Source organism: Rahnella inusitata, from assembly GCF_018288855.1.
Lineage (GTDB): Bacteria > Pseudomonadota > Gammaproteobacteria > Enterobacterales > Enterobacteriaceae > Rahnella > Rahnella inusitata.
Map to the genome: position 1 here is coordinate 2,918,451 of NZ_CP065024.1, position 18,397 is coordinate 2,936,847.

The following is an 18,397-nucleotide window of genomic DNA, read 5'->3' on the forward strand; positions in this document are numbered from 1 at the left end:
AATTATGTTAGCTACAATGCGACGCCACGGCCTGATTCTGGCTTTCTTTGGCGCACTGATGACCGGGATGACCGCCATCGTCAACCTGTTGACCAAGCCGACTATCGAGCATCAGGCACTGTTACAGCAAAAGACGCTGTTTGATCAGGTCATTCCTGCCAGCGTGTATGATAACAACCTGCAGGATGAATGTTACAACGTCACCGATGAATCACTGGGCACTGCCACCCCACACCGGATGTATCTGGCGCGCAAGGCGGGTAAGCCGGTGGCCGCCGTGGTAGAAACCACTGCACCGGATGGCTACTCAGGTGCTATTCAGTTACTGGTTGCCGCGGATTTCAACGGCAAAGTGTACGGTTCCCGCGTGCTGGAACAGCATGAAACACCGGGGCTGGGCGACAAAATTGAAGTGCGTATTTCCGACTGGATCAAGCATTTCGCCAATCAGACCGTCAACGGCGCGGCAGACGCGCGCTGGGCAGTGAAGAAAGACGGCGGTATGTTTGATCAATTCACCGGCGCGACCATTACCCCGCGCGCCGTGGTGCGTTCCGTTAAGCGGACAGCGTTATTTATCGGGACGGTACCGTCTCAGCTTTCCCACCTCACCCCTTGTGGAGCCCGTGATGAGTGAAGCCAAAAAGATAATCGTTCAGGGTCTGTGGACCAATAACTCCTCTCTGGTGCAGCTGCTGGGGCTTTGCCCGCTGCTGGCCGTGACGTCCACCGCGACTAACGCCTTAGGCCTGGGGCTGGCGACCACGCTGGTACTGACCTGCACCAACGGCATGATTTCGGCGTTCCGTAAGTGGATCCCCGATGAAATCCGTATTCCGATTTACGTGCTGATCATCGCTTCGGTGGTGAGTACTGTCGAAATGCTGATCAACGCCTACGCGTTCGGCCTGTATCAGGCGCTGGGGATCTTCATTCCGCTTATCGTAACCAACTGTATTGTGGTCGGGCGGGCGGAAGCCTGCGCGGCGAACAGTCCGGTGCATCTGGCGGCGCTCGACGGCGCGATGACCGGACTCGGCGCGACCTGTGCGATGTTCGTGCTCGGTTCCATGCGTGAAATTCTCGGCAGCGGCGTGTTATTTAACGGCGCGGATCTGCTGCTCGGTCCGTGGGCAAAAGTCCTGCGCATCGAAGTGATTCATCTGGATAACCCGTTCCTGCTGGCGATGCTGCCACCGGGTGCCTTTATCGGCCTCGGCCTGCTGCTGGCGGCGAAATACCTGATCGATCAGCGCATGAAAGCGCGGAAAGCCGTGCAACACGTCGCGGCCGAAGAAACGTTGCCAAAAGGAAGTGTGCATGAATAAGGAAAAACGCATCGCGATCCTCAGCCGTTTGCGGGATAACAACCCGCATCCGACCACTGAACTGGTGTACACCACCCCGTTCGAGCTGCTGATTTCGGTGCTACTTTCCGCGCAGGCCACGGATGTCAGCGTCAATAAAGCGACCGCGAAGCTGTATCCGGTCGCCAACACACCAGCTTGCGTTCTGGCGCTCGGCGTGGACGGCGTGAAGGAACACATCAAGACCATCGGTCTGTTCAACTCGAAAGCCGAGAACGTGATCAAAACCTGCCGCATTTTGCTGGAAAAGCATAACGGTGAAGTCCCGGAAGACCGCGCTGCGCTGGAAGCCCTGCCGGGTGTTGGCCGCAAAACCGCCAACGTGGTACTCAACACCGCTTTCGGCTGGCCGACCATCGCCGTCGACACGCACATATACCGCGTCTGCAACCGGACAAAGTTCGCGCCGGGAAAAACCGTCGAGGACGTCGAAGAGAAATTGCTGAAAGTCGTCCCGAAGGAATTTATGCTCGATTGCCATCACTGGCTTATCTTGCACGGGCGATATACCTGCATTGCGCGTAAGCCGCGGTGCGGGAGTTGTTTGATCGAGGATTTGTGTGAGAGTAAAGAGAAGGTCTACGCGGAGTAGTTGCAGAGGCTGCTGCTGAAATGGCTTAAAATCTGACCGAGACAGTTTCGGTTTCTCAATGGCAGTGATCGCTTAACGCCCCGCCAACGAGGGAGGAAAGCACCTCCCTCGTTGATCTCCCTCGCTTTTTTAAACACGCCATCCCATCATTATAAAAAAAAGCACTGAGCAGGTTTGCTTTGCTCCTCCCCCTGCGAAGGGGGAGGCCGGGAGGGGGTATAACACGCCATAAATTTGTCGGAGAAAACGTCAAATTATTGATTTGGCATCAATACCCCACCCCAGCCCTCCCCTTCGCAGGGGAGGGAGCTGTCCGTGTACTGTTTTACATTGCGTATGGTCGGATGCAAAAATTATGACGTGACAGGATTTTGCGGCAATAGCAGAAATACCTGAAACATAGCCGGGATGCATGGCAGCCAAATCAAATAAACGATTTAGCCTGCTTCAGCACCACATCACATGCTTTGGTTTTTACTTTCTCTTTCACCTGCGTTAACCCGCTGCCCAGATTATTCAGATCCACGCTCTGGTCTTTACCGGTTTTCAACAAGCCACCCAGCCCCTGCTGGTAATCCTGGCTTTCCGCGCCGGAAGCGGTCTGGATACCCAGTTTGCTCAGCAGCTGGTCTTTCACATTCTCGGTGCTGGCTTTGGAAAGTACGTTGTTTTTCACGCAGTACTGCAACACACCCGCCACGTTGTTGGCACTGGTCGAAGTCAGTGCGCCGTCGCCGCCGCTAAGCAGTGAGGTCAGCGAAGAGGTCGTGCCGGTGCTGTTGGTGTTTTTGCCCGCGCCGTTCAGACCTTCGTTAGCCGCCTGCTGAAGTTGCCCGAGCAGATTGTTCGATGCCTGTGCGCTGCCAGCCAGTAAAATACTGCTCGCCGCCACGGCTAAAATCACCGTTTTTAAAGTTTTCATTGTCGTTCCATCCATTTTACTTAAGTCATAACGCAAAGCTTGAGCCCAAACATCCATTACATCAATAGGATTTCATGAGATAAATCGGCACTGAACAGTGTGCGTTTATTTCTCAATAGGCTTCTGCGCTAACCACAGCCCGGCGGCGGTGAAGAAGTGTTGCGCCAGCGGTGTTGACCGCCCTGCTTCGGCGACCACCAGCGCGGCATGGCGGCTCATCGGCGTGATATCCAGCGGACAACGTTTTAGTGCCGGATTCATTTCGTCGATCAGATGACCACGCGGCACCAACGCACAGCCGATGCCAACAAAGACGCCCTGCATCAGCTGAAATATCGAGGTACTTTCCAGGCGCGGATGCAGTTCCAGCCCGGCCTGACGGAAGAAATTATCCAGATAACGACGGAAATAGCGGCTCGGTTCTGACAGGCACAGCGGCAACGCCACGGCCTGTTCGGCGGAGATCAGACTGAGCTTTTGCAATTCCGGGAAGTGATCCGGGTGATAAACCACGTCAACGCCGCCGTCATCGATCGGAACCAGCTGGAAGCGCAGTTCATTGAGGGTAGAGAATTCGAAGAAACCGATGCCGACGTCCACCGAATGGCTGCTGAGCGCTTCGATCAGCTGATCGGCGCTCACTTCAGATACCCGGTAATCCAGCCCCGGATGCACCAGACTCACCGCTTTGATAAGCTGCGCCAGCGAGACGCTGCACTGCGGCATCACGCCGATGCGCAACGTGCCACTCATGCCCTGTTTCAGCGATTCCACTTCCAGCTTGAGCCCTTCATACACCGCCACGATTTCCCGCGCCCAGCTCAGCACCCGTAGCCCTTCGGCGGTGAAACCTTCAAAGTTATTCCCACGGTTGATGAGATTCAGCCCGAGTTCTTTCTCGAGGTTTTTTAAGCGCATCGACAGCGTGGGCTGACTGACAAAACTGGCTTCCGCCGCCCTGCCAAAATGCCGCTCGCGTTCGAGATTACATAAATAGATGAGCTGTTTGATGTCCAAAGTTTTTTATTTCATTGAGTTAGGTAAGTAATCTGGAATGCAGTGTGAACGGATTTTTGTTCGTCTGGCCGTTTCCAAATAATGCATAACGTATGATATCGCACATTGAAGACATTTGTTTTTGCGGATAACTCAGAAACCCTGCCGCAGAACACATTCAACTCATTTATAATAAGCCCCATATTTATAGGGAGATAATATGAAAAAGGTGTTGTTTGCGATATTAATCACCGTGAGTGCAGCCAGTCAGGCAGATTATCAGAACTGTACGATTTCTAACGGAAGTGTCACCTTTTGCGCCGGTTGGGCACAGTCAGATTCCGTGCCGGTCATGAAAGATGGCGCGTATCACCAATGCACCGTTTCAAATGGCAGCGTCACCTTCTGCGGCGGCTGGTATCAGGGGCAGGCTGCCGTCAAAACCTCAGACGGTTCTTATCACGATTGCAGTATCTCAAATGGCTCGGTGGGTTTTTGCGGGCCGTGGTATCAGGGCTCAGCGATTATCGACCAGTAATGGACAACAAAAAATGAAATTGAAATTTATACCGCCGGTCATCGTACTGGCAGGCGCAGTCGGTTTTATGGTGTGGTTTTTTGCCAGTGGCGCGGCGATGCCGGGAGGGTGAACATGCTCCACGTTGAATCAGTCCTATGACACTTAACTCAAATAAAATAGCGTTTTAGGTATCTATCTGCGCGCATCGGTCTAGTCTGGAGTTAGCGTTAAAATATTTAACGCAAATATGTTCTGATGTTTTTGCGAATGCAAACCGGCCAGTGAGCCGGTTTTTTAATGCGGTTTTATTGAAAATAAGAGCCTGATGCCGCCATGCTCTTTCCCTCTGAAAAAGCGAATTCTACCCGCTGGCCTGACAACTCACTGGCCGAATCCTCACTGACGCAACGGATTGAAAAACGATAACGCATTCTGCCGCTGCTCGCGGGCACGGCGTGCGAGCGCAACGGTCGCATCACCGTTGAAACCGTGGAATCCGCCGGGATAAACACTTAACTCCACCGGGACACCCGCCCGTAATAGCCGGCGCGCATACTCGATATTCTCATCAAGAAATAAATCTATCGAACCCACACCAATCCACGCAGGGGGTAATCCGTTGAGATTTTCTGCACGCGCCGCGGCCGCATAAAAGGAGACATCTTCGCCGCCGGGTTCGATACCGAGAAAGGCGTGCCAGCCAAATTGGTTGTCTGCCCGTGTCCAGGCAAACTCGCCGGTCACCGGATTGGGGTCCGGCTCGGTTACCGTCCGGTCATCAAGCATGGGATACATCAGATTCTGAAAAGCGAGTTTTGGTCCGCCGCGATCGCGAGCTAACAGCGCCAGCGCCGCCGCTAATCCTGCACCCGCACTGTCACCCATCACGCCTATATGTTGCGGGTCGATCCCTAACGCCCCGGCATGTTCGGCCATCCAAACCAGCGCGGTGTAACAATCTTCCAGCGGACCGGGGAAAGGCGTTTCGGGTGCCAGTCGGTAATCTACTGAGACAATCACACATCCCTGTTCTGCCACAGTCGGTCGCGTCAGCGGCATCGATTGCTCCGGGCTGCCCAATACATATCCGCCACCGTGAATATGAAGGATGCCCATCCGGCCTGCCCCGGCATTACGCGGCGAAATAATTGCCACCCGCACCGGGGGAGTTCCTTCGGCACCGTCAATAAGATGTCCGGTGATCGCCACATCCAGGCCATCATCCTGTGACAGATTTTGCAGTGCAGCACGCTGACGTTCCTCACGCATCGCAGGCAGAACCGATGCCTCAAGGATCCGTTCGGGCATCAGTGCCAGTAAAGGACGTAATTCAGGGTCAACCAGGTGTACTGTTTTCATCAGGCGCCATTCTCCAAAAATGTCTGTCGTCGCCTTAATTTATAACGCGATACGCGCATATTAAAAAGCAGGCATGGCACCCTGAGATAACGAAAACACACACAGTAGCTGAATCTGCAATTTTCTGGATTTCTGCGTGAGTAAGTTCCGCGCAGCAAAAAGGGGCCGAAGCCCCTTTAGTTAATTCCTGTCACTTTCACCGAGTCAGTTTTTGACCCGTTTGGTCGCAAAGCCTTTGTTCAGCTTGCGCCAGTACACCAGCCAGGTGATCAATGCACATACCACGTAAAACACCAGGAAGACTTTCATCGCGCCAGCCGGCGAACCGGTCATCGCCAGAGAAGTCCCGAAGGCTTTAGGGATGAAGAACCCGCCGATAGCACCAATGGAAGAGATAAAACCAAGCGCCGCAGCGGTGTCAGTCACGGCTTCACGCAGGGCTTCTTCGTCGGTCGCACCACGGGCTTTCGCCTGATCGGTGGTCAGTTTACGGAATATCACGGCAATCATCTGGTAAGTCGAACCACTGCCCAGACCGGCTGTCAGGAACAGCACCATGAACACGGCGAAGAAGGCCGGGAAGTTACCGCCCACACCGTTGACCGGCAAGGTCAGGAACAGCAGACCGGCGAAAATCGCCATCAGAATGTAGTTAACCAGCGTCACACGGATGCCACCCAGACGGTCCGACAGCATCCCACCGGCAGAACGCGCCAGTGCCCCAAAGAACGGGCCGAAGAAGGCGTACTGCATGATGTTGATATCAGGGAACTGGGTTTTGGTCAGCATCGCGAAACCCGCGGAGAAGCCGATAAACGAGCCGAACGTCGCCAGATACAGCACGCTCATGATCCACAGGTGACCGCGTTTGAGCACGGGTAACTGCTGGCGGATCGACGCTTTAGACGACGCCAGATCGTTCATACCAAACCAGGCAGCAACAGTACCTATCACCAGGAACGGCACCCAAATCCACGCAGCGTTTTGCAGCCAGATATCTGAGCCATTTGCCAGCGTTTGTGTATCGCTGAACGCAGCAAAAACACCAAGGGAAATCACCAGTGGAGCCACAAGTTGCATCACGCTGACGCCCAGATTGCCCAGACCGCCGTTTATGCCGAGCGCGCCACCTTGCTTCGCTTTCGGGAAGAAGAAGCTGATGTTAGACATGCTGGAAGCAAAGTTTGCGCCGCCGAAGCCGCACAGCAACGCGATGATCAAAAACGTGTTGTATGACGTGGTGGTGTCTTGCACCGCAAAGCCCAGCCATGCACAAGGCAGAACCAGGAACAGGGTACTGAGCGCCGTCCAGCGGCGTCCGCCAAACAGCGGGATCATAAAGGAGTAAGGCACGCGCAGCAGTGCGCCGGAAACGGATGGGATCGCAGTCAGCATGAACAGCTGATCGGTGGTGAAGTTAAAACCGACTTTGTTCAGGTTAACGGAAACCAGGCTGAACAGCATCCAGACGCAGAAACCCAGTAACAGACACGGCACGGAGATCCAGAGATTTCGGCTGGCGACTTTGTGGCCGGTTTTTTCCCAGAATGCCGGGTCTTCCGGACGCCAGTCCTGCAACAGGCGGGACGGTTTTTTCGTCGGTGAAGCGGATGTGTGTGACATAAGAACCTCGAGTTGACGCGCGTTATTGTTGTAATGGTTGAGTTATGTCGCACACACTAGGTAGAGCACCGCTTAGGGATGTTGATGCAAATCAACCCAACGGCAGGTGGAAAAAGGCGTTAAAATCATCATGGATCCTTTGTGAGTAGCGGGCCGTTTTCCAAAAAAATACTATAATTCATCAGGTTGATGCCTTAATCCTCACGTTCCCTTCCCGACTCCCCCGCAGGAGGAAATAAAGGAGTAACCACAAAGGGGTATAGGGAAAGTCATCCGGATCATAAAAAATGCCCCCCATTACACCGTGCCGAGTTCAGCACTAAGCGGTATATAACCAATTACTTAACGATTTTCACCACCACCGGAAACCCGATCCATGCTTAAACGCGCATTGCCTTCTCTGTCGCTGGTCAGCCAAATCACTTTGCTGATGCTGCTGCTCGGCCTGCTGGGCATCGGGGGTATGAGCATGGCGGCGTGGATGGCGGGCAGTATCGAAGGCAACGCACACGCGATCAATAAGGCCGGATCGTTGCGTATGCAAAGTTACCGGCTGCTGTCGGAAGTGCCGCTCAGCGGTAAAAACACCGCTTACATTCGTCAGATGGAAGACGATCAGAACAGCGCCGATCTGTTGCAGGCGGTCGAACGTGAAAACCTGCAACCGCAGTTTCTGGCACTGCGTAATTACTGGCAAACCACACTGCGCGATCAGGTGCTGGCAGCCAAACGTCCGCAGGATATTTCCGCCAACGTCGCAGTGTTTGTCGGCCAGCTTGACGTACTGGTCGCCACTCTCGAACACAAAACCGAAAACCATTTACAGCAGATTTCACTGATCCAGCGCGCGCTGGTGGCCGTCACCCTGCTGCTGCTCGCCGTCACTATCTGGTTCCTGCGCCGCCGTCTGCTGACGCCATGGCGCAGGCTGTTGTCTCAGGCCAGCGCCATCACTGCCGGGGATTTCAGCCATCGCTATGAGCGTAAACGCGTGGCGAACGGTGATGCGCATAACGAGATGGATATTCTGGGCGATTCGCTCAACAGCATGTCTCTGGCACTGGCGGAAATGGTGGATAATCTGGCGCAGCGCGTGGCGGAAAAAACCGCCGACCTGCAACAAAAAAATCAGGTACTGGATTATCTGTACCGCGTCAGCCGCCAGCTGCACACCAGCGAACCGCTGGAAGTGCGCATGGAGCCGGTGCTGAAAGAGTTGCAGTCTCTGACCCCGTTAAGCGGGGTTCAGCTGCGTCTGTATGAGAACAACAGCGCCGAAGTCTTTAACGAATTTAGCAACGCATCGCCGCGCCAGCCGGTCAGCCCGAAGGTCGGGGAACACGCGGATGAAAACGGCGAATCATTGAGTTGGAGTTTGCGCGATGAGCGCGAGAACTACGCCGTGCTGCTGGCGCAGCTGCCACCGGGTCAGCATCTTGACGACGATCAGCAACAGCTGGTGACAACCCTGCTCGAACAGCTGACCAGTACGCTGATGCTGGCGCGTCAGGCTGAACATCAGCAGCAACTTATGCTGATGGAAGAACGATCGGCCATTGCCCGTGAGCTACACGACTCGCTGGCACAGTCGCTTTCTTGCCTGAAGATTCAGGTCGCCTGCCTGCAGATGCACGCCGAATCGTTTTCCGACGATGACAAGAATCTGTTACAGCAAATGCGTGATGAGCTGAGCACCGCATACCGTCAGTTGCGTGAACTGCTGACCACCTTCCGCCTGACGCTCAATACGCCCGGCCTGCGCGCCGCGCTGCAACATACCGTAGATGAATTCTCGCGCCGCATGGGACTGACGGTCGGTTTTGATTATCAGATCCCGCCGCGTTCCGTCCCTGCCAATCAGGGCATACATCTGCTGCACATCGCCCGCGAGGCGCTGAACAATGCGCACAAACACGCCAGGGCAACGCAGGTTTCGCTTTCCCTGCACTGCGACGATGGAGCGATCACTATGCGCATCTGCGACAACGGTCAGGGCATTGCGCTTAACGCCGAACGGCAAAATCATTATGGCCTGATCATCATGCAGGATCGCGCCAGTACCCTACATGGCAGTTGCCGGTTTGACCGGCGCCCGGACGGCGGCACTGAAGTTGTGGTGCGTTTCCGCCCGGAAGCCCTGCCTATCAATCCCCAGGAGCAAGTATGAACGACATCACCCCTTCCACCATTTTGCTGATTGACGATCATCCTATGCTGCGTAACGGCGTCAAACAGCTGATAGCACTCGACACCAGCCTGCAAGTCATCGGCGAAGCCAGCAACGGCGAGCAAGGCGTCGAACTGGCGAAACAGCTCGATCCCGACCTGATCTTGCTGGATCTGAACATGCCCGGCATGAACGGGCTGGATACACTGGATAAGATGCGCCAGACCTCGCTTTCAGGCCGCGTGGTGGTGTTCAGCGTGTCCAATCATGAAGATGACGTCGTGACGGCGCTCAAGCGCGGTGCTGACGGTTATTTGCTCAAAGATATGGAGCCGGAAGATTTGCTGACTGCGCTGCACAACGCCGCCGCCGGTAAGATGGTGCTGAGCGAAGCACTGACACCCGTGCTGGCCGCCAGCCTTCGCGAAAGCCGTCCAAGCGGCGACCGGGATATTCAGTCATTGACGCCGCGCGAGCGTGACATCATCAAGCTGATTGCCGAAGGTCTGCCGAACAAGATGATCGCCCGTCGGCTGAACATCACCGAGAGCACGGTGAAAGTGCACGTTAAACATCTGCTGAAAAAGATGAAACTTAAATCCCGTGTCGAGGCGGCAGTGTGGGTATTGCAAAGTAACGTGCTGTAAGCCTCAGCTTTACGGCGGGGCATAGCCATTGCGCCCCGCCGTGTGCGCGGTGTGGTGTTTTGTGCAATCTAAATCGAAATCATTACTATTCCGCTTCAATATTCGCTACTCTACCTCCATGATTTATAGCGCCGAATCCCATTCGACATCGACAATGCAAAGACTCCTCGACAGTTTCCGCGATACGCCCGTCAGTTGGGTGGCGGACACCTTCAAACCGCTGACGCCGCTGGTGACCAACGCCGTGCCGATGTCGCATCTGACCACGGCCGAAGGTTGCGCCAGCGTGCTCAAACGCTATCTGGATGCCAACGCTGCCGACGCCGCGCAGTGCGACAAACGCCGTGCGCGGATCTCAATGTGGTCACAATGGTATTTCGCCACCCTTTTGCCGAGCTGGGTCATCGTTTCCCTGCGCCACGGGTGGCAGCTGCCTATCGCCGCCCAAAACGTCTATTTGTGCATGCAGGAAGAAGGATTGCCCGCGCAGATATATCTCGACGGTGAAGGCGAAGCGCTGACCTCCGCCGAGCCAATGGCGCGGTTTGATGTGATGATCGAGCAGCATTTGCGCCCGGTGTGTGAAGCACTGGCAGAATTCTCCGGTCTCAAGCCGGGTATTTACTGGAGTAACGCGGCAATCCGCGTCGGCTGGGGCGTGAAGCAGGCGGAGCTGGCGAACGCGGATATCTCTGACGGCATGGCGTTGATGGAATCCCGTGAGCTGCGCCGGGGCGGTAAAAATCCGCTGTTCCAGCCGCTGCGCCCGGAAAACCCAGCCGATCCCGACAGCGCGCAATACCGTAAACAGTGCTGTCTGCGCTACGATCTGGCAGATCACGCGATGTGCCCTTCCTGTCCGTTATTGCTAGCAGAACGTAAATCCGGCAAAAGACGCAAAACAATGGCGGAGTAATTTCTAAATCCGCCAAAGGCTTACAAAACCTGACTAAGCTTAGCGTTAAAAATCATTGGATCTTAACCGCAGATAATTATAAGAATTAGGTTATATAGTCGAATGCTAAGACTTTGATATTGTTAAATTTAATACAGACAATATCATTTAATACCGTCATTGATACCGTTCCGGGGTGAAGTTAACCCGGCTTTGCGGTGGTACGACAAGAATCAACGGCGGCATTCAGCTCTTTCTCGTATCCGATCCGCTGATGGCGTTCAGCACGAAGAGCCTGCATCTGTTTGTCTATGGAAGAACCGATCGGCAACCGGTCAACTGCGAAGGCTGGCGCGGCGATAGCACCAGGGTCACATGGTACCTGCACCGGGACTTTCACTTCAACATAAACAGGCTCCGAAACAGCGGCGCGCCCAGAGCAACCGGTCAGGCCGACGGCCAGCATTATCATCAGCCATTTCATTTCGCACGCTCCCGCGCTAACTCAGCGTCGAACACTGAAGATGCAGCAGCGCAAACGTCAGGACCATCAACGCGCTCAGCCAGAACATCACTGGCTTTGCCGTAATCATCCTTCGCTGATTTGCGCGCGGCGGCCACAGCATCCTTTGCAGCTTTCTCCCTGACCACAGCTGCCTGCTGAAGCGCGGTGATTGCAGCGTTCTGCGAATGAATGGTTGCGTTGGCCTGATCCTTCAGGCTGCCACACTTCGACAGTTTATCGTTCAGGTTGTCGATGGTTGGCTGGTAATGCCGACCGGCCAGCCAGGCGCCAAGGCCGACAACCGCGCTCAGCGCCAGCAGCAACACGACAATGCAGACAATCAACTTTACGGCGTTAGACATAATGCCTTCTCCTTATCGCGGCGCGTCACCAGGCCGGGAAGAACTTTGCCACCTGCGTATACCCAGCGCGGGAACTCATTACACGCTTCGGTTATCCGTCCCTGCCTGAACATCCAGAACATCGTGGACTTCCGCATCGCCGGACAGCCGATGTTAAACGTCACGCTGACAGCAGCATCAAACGCGCCCTGTTTCAGCTTCTCACCGTCGGCGTACCGGTTTACGCACTTCTCCGCATCGATGATGTTCTTCTCCCAGTCGGCGGCGATCTGCGCATCAGTCTTGCGGACACCGGGCTTAACGCCGTGCGTGTTGCCCACGCCGTCCGTCCAGACATCTGCCGGGCACCGGTACGGCTCACGCTGGCAAGACTCAGCATTACCGATCAGTTCCAGACCCGGTTCACTGGTTCTCACCTGCCCGCTGGCGACGACCAGAGCGATGATGGTTATGACGGAGCAAACGGCACCGGCTTTACCGGCTTTTCTGATGGCACTCATGCGTCGTTACTCGCACGTTGCAGGGCTTCATGGACTATCTCAATTGCGGCGGGAGGTTTAGCGGGGTCGTAGTTCCTGAGAAAATCGGCATACAAATCTGTGCGCCTTTTCTCATCAGCAATAGACGCCAACTTGGCAGCCTTATTAATGCGGTATGTGCGGATGGTATAGATGGCACCGACGACGGTACCGATAATGAAGGTGTAATCTTGAAGTGATAGTAGTGCTGTACCGGCGGTCACTGTTGCCCATAGGTAGGTTATCCAACTGCCGATCGTGCTTAACGCGTTGTGTATCCAGTTTTGAACTTGGTTCATGAGACAACCCCTTTGAAGTAGGTTGCCCCATGATACACAAATATTCACATACGGATAAAAATTACCTTCCTATTTTGCCACCCAACCATTTGAGTCGGTACCTGACTCTTTTATGTAGAGTGTATTACCTGTTCCTCCATCCTTTCTGGTGTAAATGCTACCAATAGGGGCCCCCATCCCAATCGTGCTCGGCGACCCAGTGCTGAATAAATGGCTAACACCACTTTCTCCTGTCGCTTGGTTGTTTATAGGAGAATTTCCATATACTGAATTATTGTAAACCTTCACATTAGAACATGTACTGGTAACGCGGATGCCAAGGTCTGGGCCAATAGCAGCTCCGTTACTACGTATATTGTTACCCTCGATAATTCCGTTAGATGACGCAGAGTCTATATTAACTCCACTCCTTGTGTTTGAGGCAGTGCTAACACCGAACATAACATTTCCCTTAACAACAAAACCGTCATACTTACCGTTTATATGCACGCCACTATAGGAAATGTTTGTAAACACGTTATCAGATATAATTACATTGCCTGACAGTCCAGTACCGATAAAACTTGTCGAATCTGCCTCAGTAACCCACACCCCGTTATTTGTTGCATCTGACCACACGTTGCCCTTAATAACGCATTTTTGTATAAATCTCCCGCCAAACAAACCTAAACCGCCGCGACCAACGTTGTTTGACACAACTAAATTTCGACACCATCGAGCGTCTATCGCATAACCTAAAGGTTCAGATACTTCCATAGAATTATCGCTAATCTCTATGTAGTCATGCCATATGTCTGAAATGTCTGTAAACGGGAAGGGGGGAGCAGCAAATAACACTGGAGCGCGCACTCTTAGGAATGTGTTACCTATGATTTTCCCATGGCGACTTCCTTGGGGTTTTACACTGCTTGGCAGTGGTGTTACGTGGATGCCGCGAGATGTGCTATCCATAAAGGTGCACCCCTGTACCAACCAGTTACTCCAGTTAAATACGCGAACACCTGCGAATAGACAACCCACGGCTTTGCAATTAATAATACGAATATTGTTGTCTTGCACCCCGTAAGAGGTGGCGTGGTTTCCTATCAATGCGCCAAAACTTCCTAATCCAGATTCAGAATTTGGCTGCACAATGCAATTCTCAACCAGCAAATCATTGCTCTGCACATAAGAACCAGCACTCAGTAACCCTGGATCTAACTGAATCGCTTCGGAATAGTTCCGAGACGGATCTACAAGTTTAAAGCCAGTGAATAGGCAGTCACGTATAACGACTCTCTTCCATGCTGAAATATCTATGCAGTGGAAGTCACAAACATTCATAAAGGTGACGCCAGATATTAATAAATCATTATTTTCTGTGCTGCCAAGTATATCAAATGCAGCGTCACCCATGTTATGTGCGTTACCGTCAAATGCTCCACCTATAACACTCGAATTGCTAGCTTGACCTTGCGCAAAGCTAAACATCGATGTACTTGCGGTGTAGTTGCGTCTAATTATAACCCCTTCGCTCATCTCCAGTTTAGTATTCGCATACATTGTTAACTGGCCGCTTATTTTATAAACGCCCGGGATTGTTATGCGAATAGTACCGCCACCTTTGGTGCGCAACGCTTCAAATGCTTTGTTTAAATTTTGAATATTGTCATCTAATAAAGGAAACGCTCCGAAGTCTGAAACATCAAGAATCTCACTGTTTTTATCGTGCTGTGTTTTATCTACGGCCCCAGCAAACGGCTGCTTTACTCCTATTTTCGCATCACCCTGCGTTAATGACGACGTATCGGCAAGAACCTGAAGAACAAACTGCCCTGAACCATCAGTAGACAGCGCTGCTAATGCATTGTTTAGCGTTTGTTTGTTCACTGCATCCTGAGCATTAATAGGATCTGCAAGACTGGCGATTCTGAATTGCTTAGCATCGTAAAATGATGAACGACTATTAGGCCGCCTTAATGCTAAACCGATCCAACCCAACGCCTGCTGGATAAGCATGGTCAGATAATCGAAAGCATTCTCATGTACCTCTGCAAAAAATGTTCCCTGATTACGCAGGTCTGTTTCCTGCACAGCATCAAGATCCCTCTCAATGATAAACCCGTAACCATTTGGCAACGGTGCATTCAATGTCACTGCTCCACCGTTATACGTACCAGCACCACTGACCGTGTAGTCAGTTCCGAGCGTCAAAACCGTCTCAACTTCCTGAAGATCTATCCGTGTGACTCTCAGGTTAGATGAACTCAATATGCGAAATGGGTATGGGAAGACAGTAGTAACTCCGTTCCCCGTGTATGCGGCTTGATTAACCTCAGTTGAAACAGTCATGGCGCGGCTCCGCGTTGTTGGTAATCCGCTCATCTTACCGTCTAATAACCCCTATATGAATTTTAATTACCTATATCGCATCGCTAGATTACCTTATTGGTAAACACAAAGGGCTGGCAAAAACTGAAATGATTTGATACTGTTTTTATATACAGTACTTATTGAGGTGTGAGTGATGAAAACAGGAGGAGAAAATGAATATCACTATCCGTGCACGGATTCCTACTCAGAGGAAGTCCACACGCCAAGAGGTGTAGCTGCGTTAAAAACCGGGTCAAACATTGAGAGGTTGCTGCTCCAGCTCTACGAAGAGGGCTACGACATCTCTGGCGCGATGACAGAACTGCAGGCCCTGCTCAACTACGTCACCGACAACCAGGAGAAGTTGCGGGACATTGAGACGCACCTCATGTATTTGCTGCAAAAGGCGCGTAGTGAGATGTGATCGTTACCGAGCCAGCGTCGTGTGCAGACGGCGTTCTTATCCAGCGACGGTAAACATTGCGCATTAATATTGTGTAATAGTTACCTTTTTGGTAAGTTTACACACCGCAAATAATGCGCCATAGTGTTTACGCACCAGCAAAATCTGGTGCCGGGATTGGTCTCCTGAAATCTACAAAGGCGCACGACACGCCTAAGCGTGTTTTTTTATTCGTGCGGCACAGCCTCATCTCAATGGTGGGCTGGGCGGGGGCTTCCTCGGAAGCGCCGGGTCCTTTGTAGCCGGTAGACCAACCCTGTTCAGCTCACCACCAGCCTGATTGGTCTCAGCGGTGGTGACTTCCAACTACAAAGGAAACTCATCATGAAAGCTCAAACCGAACCCACTATCTTCAGCTTCGAATCAGCCAGCCAAATCAGAATGGTTTCTGTAGACACTCGCCCATACTTCGTGGCTCAAGACGTGTGCAAGGCGTTAGGGATACAGGCCGTTGATGTTGCTCTGCGCAAATTGGATTCCGACGAAAAGGGTACGTATTCAGTACGCACCCCAGGCGGTTTCCAGTCGCAAAGCGTTATTTCCGAGTCCGGCCTCTATACCCTGATCCTGCGCTGCCGCGATGCGGTGACACCCGGCACTATCCCCTACCGGTTCCGCAAATGGGTTACCAGCGAAGTGCTGCCGGCCATCCGCCAGACTGGGCAATACTCTCAGCGCCAGCCGGAAGTTCTCGCCGATCTGGTCGGCACATCCACTGCCAGCACCATGAACATTCGAGACGGACGCCGCGGTAAGAGCGCCACTGCCAGCAAAGCAGCGCAGCGGATTGCCGACGAGTGTGTGCCGATGATCATGAAGGCGGTGCAGAACCAGTATCACTACAGCAACGAGAACGTCGGTCCGGCGGAGTTCCTGCCAGCGGTTCTGTCAGATAAAGGAAAGACTCAGCTGCATGCCCTGCTCCGCGAGCTGGCGGAGAACGGCCATGACGTGTCAGGTGCGCATCGTGAACTGGAGATCGTGCGGTACATGCTGGCGCAGCAGCAGAAGTTATTGTTGGACATCGCTACCCATGCGGCGTACATCCAGCAGGCTACGAAGATTCAGTAAGCTGATCAGGCGTCGGGATCCCGGCGCCTGTAGAGTATTCTCTGAGTAATCTTTTTTGTTTGCAAATCTACCGCTCTCACGTAGAATTACCAATAAGGTAACCGGATGTCGGTTGAGCAACTTGCTAACCAGCCATTACCTTTTGATAAATATGGGGTGCACATATGCCAAAAAATCTGGTAAATGCCGCAAAGGTTAATGAGGTATTCGCTCATCTGAACGAAGGCCAGGATAACCGTGCCCTGTACTCAGCCTTAGCAAATGGCGTTGATATCACGTCGGAAGTTAAAGGTATGATGCTGGCTCCTGGTTATCGCTTAGTGCGTGTTGAAAACCGCATGCCTGATAGGATTTCTCAGGAACACTTTGAGTTGGCTCTAATCAACGATGTGAGTGAAGATGTTGCGTATTACAACCGGGTAGTCTTCCAGCCCGATGCCGTTTTACGTTGCAGGCCTGTTACTCAAATTCTTGTTTGGCGTTCATTAAAACGCGACCATCGTTCTGTTTTGCATGAGCTGGCTGGGCTGATTTTCTTCGGATATCTATTAGAACGGTATGATGTGATCGTTTCTGATATGAACCAGACTCACGACGGCATGTCCTTCTGGCAAGCAAGGATGTATGATGCCATTGCGTTCGACATGTACGTTTACGCCTACGACATGATGAGCGGAGAGATTAGAAAGATTTCCTCTGAAGATGATGTTGGCGTTCAAGAAACTTGGTTGTGGGGTGATCCGGATCACCATGAAACAAGGTTAGCCATAATTTCTAAAGTTGAGCTGCCAGCAGCATAAAGATAAAGCCCGCGATCGCGGGCTTTTTTGTGTCTATCCTTGATTAACCTTCAACCACGCTACAAAAACTACAAAGATGAACCAAATTGCACATGAGGAATAGATAGCTTTTCCACTCTTAAAAATGCTGCTGCAAATCCACCATCCAAAAATCAAAAAAAGTATAAAAAAAGCTGCAAATATTAAATTGTCCAACATGGTTTTTCCTCACTTTTTTATCCCTTCATTTAGGGAATCCCATCTAAATTATCTTTAATTATCGACGACATATCAACCTGCGAATTTCCGTGCTGGCAACCTCAGCAAAGGTCGATTTAAAAGCACCGCGAGGTTTCTTGTATCTGTAGATAACTAACTGAACCCAATTATTCACTGGTAAAGTTTCACTTAAGGGAATACTTTGAGTAGCCACATTTATGGCTATAACTACACACAGGTTTTACATGAAAAAAATATTCGCAATGCTTCTGGTTACTCTTTCTCTCGGAACATCCGTGCAAGCCTTTGCCGGTAACTGCCAGCATGATGGCGACACCGCATCAGATGGTTCACGCTGCGGGGCACGCTCAGAGGACTCTCGCCCAGGCGGCAAAGGAATTCGTTAATGAAAAGCCCCACGGATGGGGCTTTTTTTATGCTATTTTTCTATTTCCAAACCATTCGGCCAACGCAGTTATTCCTCCGAGAGCTACCACTAATAATAACCCACCGAAGAACAAGCCCGCAGCCTGCCACCACTCCCAATCCCAGGCTTGCATTGCGCCCGCCATACCAACCACTGATCCAAGAATTGGGATGTAAGCAACAATAGCCGCCAGGATGAAAGAGAAAAATGCGTTGATCCCCCACCAACTTTCAAGGCCCGCCATCACCGCAGCCAGTTGTACAAGCCCTATCCCCATATATATGATAAAACCTATCGCTTGCATGTAGTCACCT

General features: G+C 52.3%; 21 protein-coding genes. 11 read left to right on the top strand and 10 right to left on the bottom strand.

Going from position 1 to position 18,397, the window contains the following annotated elements; all coding sequences use genetic code 11:
- The first annotated feature begins 4 nt into the window (after positions 1–4).
- From rsxG to nth, 3 genes are read left to right on the top strand one after another with little or no spacing between them, the layout of a single operon-like run.
- Complete coding sequence (gene rsxG, locus I2123_RS13585) at positions 5–637, top strand: electron transport complex subunit RsxG (RefSeq protein ID WP_112167624.1); 633 nt, start codon at positions 5–7, stop codon at positions 635–637.
- On the top strand, positions 630–1,328 hold the full coding sequence (locus tag I2123_RS13590) for an electron transport complex subunit E (RefSeq protein WP_112167623.1): 699 nt from the start codon (positions 630–632) through the stop codon (positions 1,326–1,328). Before rsxG ends, I2123_RS13590 begins: the two co-directional genes overlap by 8 nt.
- On the top strand, positions 1,321–1,959 hold the full coding sequence (nth, locus tag I2123_RS13595; protein WP_213050710.1) for an endonuclease III: 639 nt from the start codon (positions 1,321–1,323) through the stop codon (positions 1,957–1,959). Before I2123_RS13590 ends, nth begins: the two co-directional genes overlap by 8 nt.
- Before the next feature lie 424 nt (positions 1,960–2,383).
- On the opposite strand, the gene I2123_RS13600 is transcribed toward nth, so the two are convergent.
- Positions 2,384–2,881, bottom strand: a complete 498-nt coding sequence (locus I2123_RS13600; protein ID WP_213050711.1) for a YjjA family protein — start codon at positions 2,879–2,881, stop codon at positions 2,384–2,386.
- A gap of 105 nt (positions 2,882–2,986) precedes the next feature.
- Positions 2,987–3,898, bottom strand: coding sequence for a LysR family transcriptional regulator (locus tag I2123_RS13605; RefSeq protein ID WP_213050712.1), 912 nt, complete (start codon positions 3,896–3,898; stop codon positions 2,987–2,989).
- A gap of 199 nt (positions 3,899–4,097) precedes the next feature.
- On the opposite strand from I2123_RS13605, the gene I2123_RS13610 reads away from it, so the two are divergent.
- Both I2123_RS13610 and I2123_RS13615 read left to right on the top strand, forming a co-directional pair.
- Complete coding sequence (locus I2123_RS13610) at positions 4,098–4,415, top strand: hypothetical protein (RefSeq protein ID WP_112169489.1); 318 nt, start codon at positions 4,098–4,100, stop codon at positions 4,413–4,415.
- A gap of 13 nt (positions 4,416–4,428) precedes the next feature.
- On the top strand, positions 4,429–4,527 hold the full coding sequence (locus tag I2123_RS13615) for a YoaK family small membrane protein (protein ID WP_136627600.1): 99 nt from the start codon (positions 4,429–4,431) through the stop codon (positions 4,525–4,527).
- Positions 4,528–4,793: 266 nt separating this feature from the next.
- Here the strand turns inward: I2123_RS13615 and I2123_RS13620 are convergent, their stop codons facing one another.
- Both I2123_RS13620 and I2123_RS13625 read right to left on the bottom strand, forming a co-directional pair.
- Positions 4,794–5,756, bottom strand: a complete 963-nt coding sequence (locus I2123_RS13620) for an alpha/beta hydrolase (protein ID WP_213050713.1) — start codon at positions 5,754–5,756, stop codon at positions 4,794–4,796.
- Positions 5,757–5,960: 204 nt separating this feature from the next.
- Positions 5,961–7,379: a NarK family nitrate/nitrite MFS transporter gene (locus I2123_RS13625; RefSeq protein WP_112169485.1), complete on the bottom strand. Its 1,419-nt coding sequence runs from the start codon at positions 7,377–7,379 to the stop codon at positions 5,961–5,963.
- Between the two features lie 376 nt (positions 7,380–7,755).
- On the opposite strand from I2123_RS13625, the gene narX reads away from it, so the two are divergent.
- From narX to fhuF, 3 genes are all read left to right on the top strand, one after another.
- Positions 7,756–9,546, top strand: coding sequence for a nitrate/nitrite two-component system sensor histidine kinase NarX (gene narX, locus I2123_RS13630; RefSeq protein ID WP_213050714.1), 1,791 nt, complete (start codon positions 7,756–7,758; stop codon positions 9,544–9,546).
- Entirely contained in the window at positions 9,543–10,193 is a 651-nt protein-coding gene (narL, locus tag I2123_RS13635) for a two-component system response regulator NarL (RefSeq protein ID WP_112169481.1), read from the top strand. The genes narX and narL overlap by 4 nt, the downstream gene beginning before the upstream one ends.
- 61 nt (positions 10,194–10,254) lie before the next feature.
- Positions 10,255–11,109 (top strand): siderophore-iron reductase FhuF, encoded by an 855-nt coding sequence (gene fhuF / locus I2123_RS13640; protein WP_244207832.1) that lies wholly within the window; start codon positions 10,255–10,257, stop codon positions 11,107–11,109.
- 181 nt (positions 11,110–11,290) lie between these two features.
- On the opposite strand, the gene I2123_RS13645 is transcribed toward fhuF, so the two are convergent.
- From I2123_RS13645 to I2123_RS13665, 5 genes are all read right to left on the bottom strand, one after another.
- Positions 11,291–11,560: a hypothetical protein gene (locus tag I2123_RS13645; protein WP_244879817.1), complete on the bottom strand. Its 270-nt coding sequence runs from the start codon at positions 11,558–11,560 to the stop codon at positions 11,291–11,293.
- Between the two features lie 8 nt (positions 11,561–11,568).
- Complete coding sequence (locus I2123_RS13650; RefSeq protein WP_213050716.1) at positions 11,569–11,955, bottom strand: hypothetical protein; 387 nt, start codon at positions 11,953–11,955, stop codon at positions 11,569–11,571.
- Positions 11,940–12,455: a lysozyme gene (locus I2123_RS13655; RefSeq protein ID WP_213050717.1), complete on the bottom strand. Its 516-nt coding sequence runs from the start codon at positions 12,453–12,455 to the stop codon at positions 11,940–11,942. Before I2123_RS13655 ends, I2123_RS13650 begins: the two co-directional genes overlap by 16 nt.
- Positions 12,452–12,772, bottom strand: coding sequence for a hypothetical protein (locus I2123_RS13660; protein WP_244879818.1), 321 nt, complete (start codon positions 12,770–12,772; stop codon positions 12,452–12,454). The genes I2123_RS13655 and I2123_RS13660 overlap by 4 nt, the downstream gene beginning before the upstream one ends.
- A gap of 69 nt (positions 12,773–12,841) precedes the next feature.
- Positions 12,842–15,103, bottom strand: coding sequence for a right-handed parallel beta-helix repeat-containing protein (locus tag I2123_RS13665; RefSeq protein ID WP_213050718.1), 2,262 nt, complete (start codon positions 15,101–15,103; stop codon positions 12,842–12,844).
- Positions 15,104–15,278: 175 nt separating this feature from the next.
- Here I2123_RS13665 and I2123_RS13670 point away from each other — a divergent pair, with 175 nt between their 5' ends.
- The 3 genes from I2123_RS13670 (at position 15,279) to I2123_RS13685 (ending at position 17,458) form a co-directional block, all read left to right on the top strand.
- Positions 15,279–15,548 (top strand): hypothetical protein, encoded by a 270-nt coding sequence (locus I2123_RS13670; protein WP_213050719.1) that lies wholly within the window; start codon positions 15,279–15,281, stop codon positions 15,546–15,548.
- A gap of 420 nt (positions 15,549–15,968) precedes the next feature.
- Positions 15,969–16,658: a BRO-N domain-containing protein gene (locus I2123_RS13680; RefSeq protein WP_213050721.1), complete on the top strand. Its 690-nt coding sequence runs from the start codon at positions 15,969–15,971 to the stop codon at positions 16,656–16,658.
- 164 nt (positions 16,659–16,822) lie between these two features.
- Positions 16,823–17,458, top strand: a complete 636-nt coding sequence (locus I2123_RS13685) for a hypothetical protein (protein WP_213050722.1) — start codon at positions 16,823–16,825, stop codon at positions 17,456–17,458.
- 632 nt (positions 17,459–18,090) lie between these two features.
- Here I2123_RS13685 and I2123_RS13690 read toward each other — a convergent pair.
- On the bottom strand, positions 18,091–18,387 hold the full coding sequence (locus tag I2123_RS13690) for a hypothetical protein (RefSeq protein WP_213050723.1): 297 nt from the start codon (positions 18,385–18,387) through the stop codon (positions 18,091–18,093).
- Between the last annotated feature and the right edge of the window lie 10 nt (positions 18,388–18,397).